Annotated in this window: 7 protein-coding genes and 1 riboswitch; of the genes, 6 read left to right on the top strand and 1 reads right to left on the bottom strand. The window is 31.7% G+C overall.

The genetic code is table 11. From position 1 onward, the window contains the following. From ACI3VO_RS16795 to ACI3VO_RS16785, 3 genes are all read left to right on the top strand, one after another. On the top strand, positions 1-940 hold a 940-nt coding region (locus ACI3VO_RS16795), incomplete at its 5' end, for a homoserine dehydrogenase (protein ID WP_439759013.1). Positions 941-944: 4 nt separating this feature from the next. Further along, a complete protein-coding gene (locus ACI3VO_RS16790) occupies positions 945-2210 on the top strand; it encodes a 4Fe-4S dicluster domain-containing protein (RefSeq protein ID WP_439759012.1) in 1266 nt (421 codons plus the stop codon). 104 nt (positions 2211-2314) lie between these two features. Beyond that, positions 2315-3202 carry a YegS/Rv2252/BmrU family lipid kinase gene (locus tag ACI3VO_RS16785; RefSeq protein ID WP_439759011.1) on the top strand — a complete coding sequence of 296 codons (888 nt, stop codon included), beginning with the start codon at positions 2315-2317 and terminating at the stop codon, positions 3200-3202. 64 nt (positions 3203-3266) lie between these two features. Here the strand turns inward: ACI3VO_RS16785 and ACI3VO_RS16780 are convergent, their stop codons facing one another. Beyond that, the gene (locus ACI3VO_RS16780) at positions 3267-4934 is read right to left on the bottom strand and encodes a glutamine--tRNA ligase/YqeY domain fusion protein (protein WP_439759010.1); all 1668 of its coding nucleotides are present in this window, start codon (positions 4932-4934) and stop codon (positions 3267-3269) included. 243 nt (positions 4935-5177) lie between these two features. Between ACI3VO_RS16780 and ACI3VO_RS16775 the strand changes: the two genes are divergently transcribed. The 3 genes from ACI3VO_RS16775 to ACI3VO_RS16765 all read left to right on the top strand — a co-directional run. Beyond that, complete coding sequence (locus ACI3VO_RS16775) at positions 5178-6908, top strand: hypothetical protein (protein ID WP_439759009.1); 1731 nt, start codon at positions 5178-5180, stop codon at positions 6906-6908. 114 nt (positions 6909-7022) lie between these two features. Continuing rightward, positions 7023-7637, top strand: coding sequence for a hypothetical protein (locus tag ACI3VO_RS16770; RefSeq protein ID WP_439759008.1), 615 nt, complete (start codon positions 7023-7025; stop codon positions 7635-7637). 110 nt (positions 7638-7747) lie between these two features. After that, positions 7748-7917, top strand: a riboswitch (Lysine riboswitch). A 74-nt stretch (positions 7918-7991) separates the two neighbouring features. Beyond that, positions 7992-9094: aspartate kinase (locus ACI3VO_RS16765; protein WP_439759007.1), on the top strand; the 1103-nt coding region annotated here is incomplete at its 3' end.

Below are 9094 nucleotides of genomic sequence, written 5' to 3'. Positions count from 1 at the left end.
GGATCTACTACAAGATGTGAATTTAAAATATATTGTAAAAAGCGACGGAGGTATTTACGATGAAAATGGACTAAATATCGAGGAGCTGATTGAATATACAAATTCAGATAAAAAAATACAAAATCACCCTAAATGGTCTGATATTTCTTTTAAAAATATAGTAGAAAATAAAGATGTAGATATTTTGATAGAGCTTACAAGTACAAACATAGTAGATGGTGAGCCTGGTTATACTCATATAAGAGAGTCTTTAAAAAACGGTATAGACGTAGTAACTGGAAATAAGGGTCCTATTTTACTTCACTACAAAGAGCTTAAAAGCCTCGCAATTAAAAATAATTTGTACCTAAAAATAGGATGTACAACTGGGGGTGCACTTCCCTCTGTAAATGCAGGTACGACAGATGTTTTAGGCGCTCAAGTCACAGAAATTACTGGAGTTTTAAATGGAACTACTAATTTTATACTAGAAGAAATGCTAAAAAACAGAGTCGAATACGAAGCTGCTCTAAAAAAAGCACAGGATTTAAATATAGCAGAAAAGGATCCTTCACTAGATGTGTTGGGATACGACACTGCTGTCAAGATGGCTATTTTAAGCGAGGTAATTTGGAATGTAGATTTTGACTTTAATAAGCTAGATATAAATGGAATAACAAATGTTAAGCTAGATGATTTACTATCTGCAGAAGCTAACAATGATAAAGTAAAATTAGTGGCAAGGGCGTCTTATTCAGATGGAAATTTCGAATTTGAAGTAAAGCCTACAGTGATAAGTAGCGACCATCCGCTTTACTCTGTAGATGGCAAAAATAAAGGAGTACATTACAAGACAGATATTTTAGGGGATATAACTGTAACAGGTGGGGCATCAGCACCGTTAAATGCAGCAGCTTCAATCCTTAGAGATTTACTCTATATAATTCAAAATAGGAGATGATAATATGTCACATATAAGTGCAAAAAAAGAATATAAAAGCTTAGTTGAGAGATTAAATAAATTCCCTCAAGGAGCTCCTGAGTCAAAAACTCTTTATGAAATATTGAAGGTTTTATTTACAGAGAGAGAGGCGTATTTAGTATCACAGCTTCCAATAGGAGCCTTTAGAGTTAAGACAGCGGCTAGAATTTGGACAATGACTTACGATGAAGCTTTAAAGGTACTAGATACTTTGGCTTCTAGAGCTATCCTTTTAGATATTGAGGATGAAAAAGGTAAAAAATACATATTACCTCCACCAATGGCTGGATTTATAGAATTTGCCCTTATGAGAACTAGAGGAGATATAGACCAAAAGATACTTTCTGAGCTTTACTACCAATATCTAAACGTTGAAGAAGATTTTATAAAGGATTTATTTTATTCTTCAGAAACTAAATTAGGTAGAGTTTATGTACAAGAAGAGGTTTTAACAAATGAAAACCAAGTAGACATACTTGACTTTGAGAGAACTACTCATATAATAGAATCCTCAAAGCATATAGCAGTAGGTATGTGTTACTGTAGACATAAGATGCAACACATGGGAATGGCATGTGATGCGCCTATAGATATATGTATGACATTTGGAAATACAGCAAATTCACTTATAAAAAATAATTACGCTAGACGTGTAGATGCAGTAGAATGTAAGGAGCTTCTACACCAAGCCTACGAACACAATCTAGTTCAATGTGGTGAAAATGTAAGAGAGGGCGTTACATTCATATGTAACTGCTGTGGATGCTGCTGTGAGGCTTTACTTGCAGCTAAGAAATTTGGAAATATGCATCCAGTTCAGACTACTGCATTTTATCCATCAGTAAACGACGATTCTTGTGTTAAATGTGGTAAATGTGAAAAAGCATGTCCAATAGACGCAATAAGCCTAGTAAAGGACGATAAGGGCAACAAGAAAGTAGAAATAGACTACGATGTATGTCTAGGATGTGGAGTTTGTGCTAGAAATTGCTCTAAGGGAAGTATAATATTAAAACGTAGAAAGGAAAAAATAATAACTCCATCTAGCTCTGTTCACAGAGTAGTGCTTCAAGCGATAGAAAAGGGTACATTACTAGATCTTATATCAGAGACAGAGGCGTTTAAAAACCACAGAGTTATGGCATCTATACTTTCTGCTATTTTAAAGATGTCTCCAGTTAAACAGCTTTTAGCAAGGGATCAAGTTAAATCTATTTACTTAGACAGACTGCTTAGAGTAAAAAAATAATTTAGGTCTCAAAATAGTTGCTATTCATATATATTTAACAAACTTGTAATAATATATGTGTATATTATAGTAGTTATTATATAAATAAGGAGGATTTATGGGGAATGAAAAAAGTAAAATTTATCTATAATCCAAATTCTGGAGACAAAAGAATAAAAAACGAAATAGATAAAGTTATACAGATATATCAAAAATACGGATATAGTGTTGTCCCTTACAGAATAACGAGATCTCGTCCTAATAGCGATGCATTTTGGGATATAGATGACAATTACGACCATATATTGTTATCTGGAGGAGATGGAACGATAGATTTATTTATAAATACAATAAAAGAACTAAACATCGATATACCTGTAGCTATACTTCCATCTGGGACTGCAAATGATTTTGCCAACGCTATAAAATATCCGCACGATGTCAGAGAGTGTATCAAAAAAATCGTAAATTCAGAGCCTAGATATGTAGATATCGGAAAAATAAACGACAGATACTTTATAAATGTCGCAAGTGCTGGAATGTTTACAGATGTTTCTCAAAAGATAAATCCAGACGTTAAAAATACTATAGGCAAGGTTTCTTATTACTTAAAGGGGATAGAAGAAGCTTTAAACATGAGAAAATTCAATATAAATGTAAAATCTCAAGAGATGAATTACGATGGCGATATGTACCTTATGCTTGTGTTTAATGGAAAGACTGCGGGAAATATAAATCTAGCATATAAGGCAGAGATAGATGACGGGTATCTAGACGTAATTATAGTTAAAGGAACACCGCTTCCTAAGACACTTCCACTTTTAGTAAATATACTTAGAGGAGAACATCTAGAAGGCTATAATGAAAACGAAATTTTATATTTTAAAACTAAAAAGGTAGTTATAGATTGTAAAGACGAATTAGTTACAGATATAGACGGCGAAAAGGGACCTGATTTTCCGCTTACTATAGAATGTATTCAAAAGGGAATACAGCTACTTGGATATGAATAGAGATACAACAAAAAAGAGGCGATTGCAAATTTACTTTGCAACAGCCTCTTTTTAATTTAAAAAATTATTTCTTTTCTAATTTGAATGAGCTCTTTAATGGAACTATTCTGTTGAATACTAATTTATCTTCAGTAGTGTATTTAGTATCTACACTGAAGAATCCATTTCTTACGAATTGGAATTTATCAAGTGGTTTTGCGTCTTTTATTTGAGTTGGTTCAACAAAACCTTGTAGTATTTCAAGTGAATTAGGATTTATTTGTTCTAAGAAGTGTTTACCTTCGTTTTCTGGATCATCATCTAATATTAATGGCTCAAATAATCTAAATTCACAAGGAACAGCGCTCTTAGCATCTACCCAGTGAACAGTACCTTTTACTTTTCTTCCAGTAAATCCAGAACCACTCTTAGTCTCAGGGTCGTAAGTACCGTGGATTTCTACTATTTCGCCGTTTTCGTCTTTTACGAAGTCAGTACATTTTACGAAATATGCACCCATTAATCTTACTTCGTTTCCAACGAAGAAACGTCTGTATTTCTTAACTGGTTCTTCCATAAAGTCATCTCTTTCTATATAAACTTCTCTACTAAATGGAACAAGTCTCTTACCAGCTTCTTCATTTTTAGATATATTTTCTACTTCTAGCATTTCAGTTTGACCTTCTGGATAGTTAGTTATAACTAATTTTAAAGGTTTAAGTACAGCCATAGCAAGTGGAGCTTTTGGTTGTAAATCTTCTCTTAGGAAGTGGTCTAAAAGTCTAGAGTCAACTGTTGAGTCGGCTTTAGCTACACCTATTTCATTACAGAATGCTCTTATAGCTTCTGGAGTAAATCCTCTACGTCTAACACCAGATATAGTAGGCATACGAGGGTCGTCCCAACCGTCAGTTATACCTTCGTCTACTAGAAGTTTTAATTTTCTCTTACTCATAACAGTATTTGTCAAGTTAAGTCTTGCGAATTCGATTTGTCTTGGAACACTTTCCATTTCACATTCTCTTACAAACCAGTCGTAAAGTGGTCTTTGGTCTTCGAATTCTAGAGTACATATAGAGTGAGTTATTCCTTCTATAGCATCTTCTAGTGGATGTGCGAAAGAATACATTGGGTATATGCACCATTTATCTCCTGTATTGTGGTGAGAGTTGTGAGAAATTCTGTATATAACAGGGTCTCTGAAGTTTACATTAGGAGAAGCCATGTCTATTTTAGCTCTTAAAACTTTTTCTCCGTTTGCAAATTCACCGTTTTTCATTCTTTCGAATAAGTCTAAGTTTTCTTCTATAGATCTGTTTCTGTATGGACTTTCTTTACCAGGTTCAGTTAAAGTACCACGAGTAGCTCTTATTTCTTCTTGAGATAAGTCGCATACATAAGCTTTACCTTTTTTGATTAAGATAATAGCTCTTTTGTACATTTCATCGAAATAATCAGAAGCAAAGTATAAGTTGTCCCAATTAAATCCTAGCCATTTGACGTCCTCTTTGATTGAATTTACGTATTCTTCATCTTCCTTAAGTGGATTAGTATCGTCGAATCTCATATTTACTTTTCCGTTAAATTCTCCTGCTAATCCGAAGTTTAAGCATATTGATTTAGCATGTCCTATGTGTAAATATCCATTTGGTTCTGGTGGGAAACGAGTTATTATAGATTTATGCTTCCCAGATGCTAAATCATCTTTAATTATGTTTTTTATAAAGTTAGTACGATTATTTTCGCTTGACATAAAAATTACCTCACATTTGTTTTATTTTATAATATGTATAAATTTATTATAATTCATATTACTAATTTTAATTCAATATTAGAAAAAAATAAAGTATATTTAATTAAATTAAGCAAATTAAAAGATTAAATATAAAATGAAAATTTTATTATTTAATAAAAATATGGTATATTATTTGTAATAGTATACCATAATTTAAAAAAAAGTAAAAATTACTAAGATTACTATTTTAAAGGAGGAGTTATGAAGCAGTATTTAAGAAGTTATGGAATTGCATTTATTATAGTTTTAATATATGCATTTATCAAGTTGCCAGTACTTAGAATTGATTTTACATCTGGATTTTCGACTGCAATATTGTTTTTTGTACTGGCTGGTATAATCGACATGATGTTTGACAGAGGTAATAAAACTTCAAAGCTTGCGAAAAACAATTTTGTGATAGCGTTAGTTTTACTTGTTTTAGTTATAGCTATTCCATTTTTTGTAACTACACCGATTTTACATGCAAATGCATATAAAAATTTAATCGGTGAAGTATCTGAAAGTGAATTTACAGAAGATGTAAGTCCTGTAAATGTAAATGACATACGTATTGTAGATGAAGATATGGCTATGAAGCTTGGAGAGAAAAAAATAGGTGAAATACCAGCTATAGGTAGTGTTTCACAGCTTGGTGAATTTCATATCCAAAGTGTAAATGGAGAGCTTTACTGGGTGGCACCTTTAGTACATAGAGATATTATAAAATGGGTTACTAATCTAGATGGTACTGATGGATATGTTATGGTATCAGCTACAGACCCTCAAGATGTAAAATTAGTCCAAAGTCTAGATAAAAAGCCTATAAAGATAAAATATCAACCAGAAGCTTATTTCCTACAAGATCTACATAGATATCTTTATGTAAAGGGTATTGTAAACTACGGAATGACTGAATTTACACTTGAAATAAACGATGAAGGTAGACCTTATTGGGTTGTCAGCTTATACGAGCATAAGGTTGGATTTTCAGGCTCTGATGCTGTAGGAGTTGCAGTTTTAGATGCACAAACTGGAGAATTAAATGTATATGATATAGAAAACGCTCCAAAATGGATAGACAGAATACAACCACAATCTATGGTAATAGAACAAATTACAGATTGGGGATTATATGTAAAAGGATTTATAAACTCTGTATTTACAGAAGAAGGTGTACTAGTGCCTACAGAGGGAGAATCTTTAGTATATGGTAACGATGGCAAATCTTATTGGTATACAGGAATAACATCTTCAGGAGGAGATGAATCTACAGTAGGATTTATGCTAGTCGATTCTAGAACGAAGGATGCTAAGCTTTATATGCAAACAGGTGCTACAGAAACAGCTGCTATGACATCTGCAGAGGGTAAAGTACAAGAAAAGAATTACGAAGCTACCTTCCCAGTTATGTACAACATATATGGAACTCCGACATATGTATGTGCTCTAAAGGATAAGGCTGGACTTGTAAAAAGTGTGGCATTTATATCAGTAGAGGATTACAGTGTATTAGGCGTTGGAAATAACAAAAGAGAAGCTCTAGCTGCTTATAAAGAAGCTTTAGAATCTGAAGGAGAAGATTTAAAATTTGAAACTGATGTAGATACTGTAGAAATTTCTGGAACTATAGATAGAATAAGTGCAGATGTTCAAGATGGTACTACTACTTACTTCTTCACATTGAAGAATAATAATACCATTATGTTTAAGGGAACTTCTAAGGTATCTGATAGACTTCCACTGACTAAATCAGGAGATAGCGTATCTATTTCTTACACAAAGACTGATGGTACTACTATTACAATAACTAAGTTTGAAAATAACAGTATTTTAAATAAATCATCTAAGAGCGAGAAAAAAGAAACGACAGAAGATAAAGCTTCAGAAAAAGAAGAAACTAGCAAATCTGATGAAGCAGAAGCTACAGAAGGTGAAAATTCAAATCAATAAATATAATTTATGCATTATAAAAAGTGAATTCATAGGGATTCACTTTTTTTGTAGAGTTTTTTATTTTAATTAATATAATATATTAAATAATATTACATCTTTGGAGAGGTTTATATGACTATACTTGAAAAGGAGATACTTTTTATAATTAGTAGGCTTAGATGTTTAACTGAAACTCAATTTAATAAACTTTTCAATTACAAAAGAGATTCTAAAAAAAAGACTTTAAAAAGAACACTAAGAAGGATGTGTAATGATTATATTTTAGTTAAATTTCCATGCAATATTAATTATAGAGGGTATAAAGAAAATTCTTATTTATATTATATCAATGGAAGTAGTGAATTTTACAAGGGGGAGGATTTAATAAAAGCTCTGATAAGCTCTGATATTGCTGTGAAATTAAATCTTGCAAATTTCGATATAGTTAGATTTTACAGGAATATAAACATCGGGGATAATAATTATTCTTTATATATCGAATATATAGATAATAACTGCCAGAGAAAACAAGTTCTTTTTGATATGCAATTGGGAAATACAGTCGATTTATCAAAATACTATACTCTCAAAGCTGATATGAAAAACACGACGATTCCGTTTTTTATGGTTCCAAATATAATAGTCGTTACAAATCGTTTAAATGAAGACGATTATTTATACATTCAAGATCAGGAAAATATTTTCTTGGTTGACATATCTTTACATTCTATGTTCAGATATTTATAATATTTGTAAAAATTAAATTTGTTTTTTTTAAATAAAGTTAAAATTTGTAAAATAATGGTTGCAAAATATCAAATTATATGCTTAAATTATATTGATAATTTGATTATTAAGCCTAGGGTAGAGGTGCTTTAAATTAACAGTATCTATAGGGAGCTGGCAAGTGTGGATTTATAGAGAAAGGAGTTTAGAGCCGAAGTTGTAGACTTGGCAAAGTCTATTGCTGGACTTATGCATAATATGTATAAGGCTGTCACTATGTTTGTGATGAGCTACAAGGTTTACTTTGATACTTAACGTCCAAAGTATTCCTTTGGGCGTTTTTAAATACCCAAAAAGATTAAGGGGGATTAGATAATGGGTGATATAATAGTACAAAAATACGGTGGAAGTTCAGTTGCGACAACTGAAAAAATAACAACAATTGCAAAGAGATTGATAGAAAGAAAAAAAACAGATCCTAAAATAGTAGTCGTAGTTTCTGCAATGGGAGATACTACAGATGATTATATAAGTCTTGCAAAGAATATAACAGATACTCCAGATAAAAGGGAACTAGATGTTTTAATGTCTACAGGAGAAATGATATCAGCATCACTTTTAGCTATGAGCTTAAATTCTCTAGGATGTCCAGCAATAAGCTACAATGCTTATCAACTAGAAATCCAAACAAGTGGAACACATGGAAAATCTTTAATAGACGATATAAATATAGAAAAAATAGAAAAAAGCTTAGATGAAGGCAAAATAGTAGTAGTAACAGGTTTCCAAGGATTAGATGATGAAGGAGATATAACTACTCTAGGTAGAGGTGGATCTGATACATCTGCAGTTGCACTTGCTGTAAAATTAAATGGAAAATGTGAAATTTACACAGATGTAGACGGAATATACTTCACAGATCCAAGAAAATTCAAAGACGCTAAAAAGCTAGAAGAAATAGAATACGAAGAAATGCTAGAGCTTGCAAGTCTAGGTGCTCAAGTAATGCATTCAAGAAGTATAGAGCTTGCTCAAAAATACCAAATAGAATTATACGTAGGTCTATCATGCAGTGATATAAAAGGAACATACATAAGGGGGATAAAAAACATGAAATTAGAAGATAAAGTTATAACAGGACTTGCAACATCTGATGACGACGTTGCTATAACTATAGATATAGATGAAGATAAAGTAGTAGATTTATTTGAAAACATAGCAAAAGAAAATATAAGCATGGACATGATAAGTCAAACTGCTCCAATGAACTCAAAAATAAGTGTTTCATTTACAATACCAAAGGAAGACTTAAATCAAGGAAAAGCTATAGTTGAAAAATACGTTACACAAGAAAATATATTAGTAGATGAAAATATAACTAAATTATCTTTAGTAGGTCTAGGAATGAAACACACTAGTGGTGTTGCATCAAAGGTATTTAGCATATTAAAGAAAAACGGAATAAAAATAAAATTAAT

This window comes from Intestinibacter sp. (assembly GCF_051866655.1).
Lineage (GTDB): Bacteria > Bacillota > Clostridia > Peptostreptococcales > Peptostreptococcaceae > Intestinibacter.
The sequence above is the reverse complement of the archived record's forward strand: the minus strand, read 5'-3'. Positions and strand labels throughout refer to the sequence as shown.

Bases quoted from the DNA above. Each gene is read 5' to 3' on its own strand.
- ACI3VO_RS16790 (WP_439759012.1), top strand. From the start codon at position 945: ATGTCACATATAAGTGCAAAAAAAGAATATAAAAGCTTAGTTGAGAGA.
- ACI3VO_RS16785 (WP_439759011.1), top strand. From the start codon at position 2,315: ATGAAAAAAGTAAAATTTATCTATAATCCAAATTCTGGAGACAAAAGA.
- ACI3VO_RS16780 (WP_439759010.1), bottom strand. From the start codon at position 4,934: ATGTCAAGCGAAAATAATCGTACTAACTTTATAAAAAACATAATTAAA.
- ACI3VO_RS16775 (WP_439759009.1), top strand. From the start codon at position 5,178: ATGAAGCAGTATTTAAGAAGTTATGGAATTGCATTTATTATAGTTTTA.
- ACI3VO_RS16770 (WP_439759008.1), top strand. From the start codon at position 7,023: ATGACTATACTTGAAAAGGAGATACTTTTTATAATTAGTAGGCTTAGA.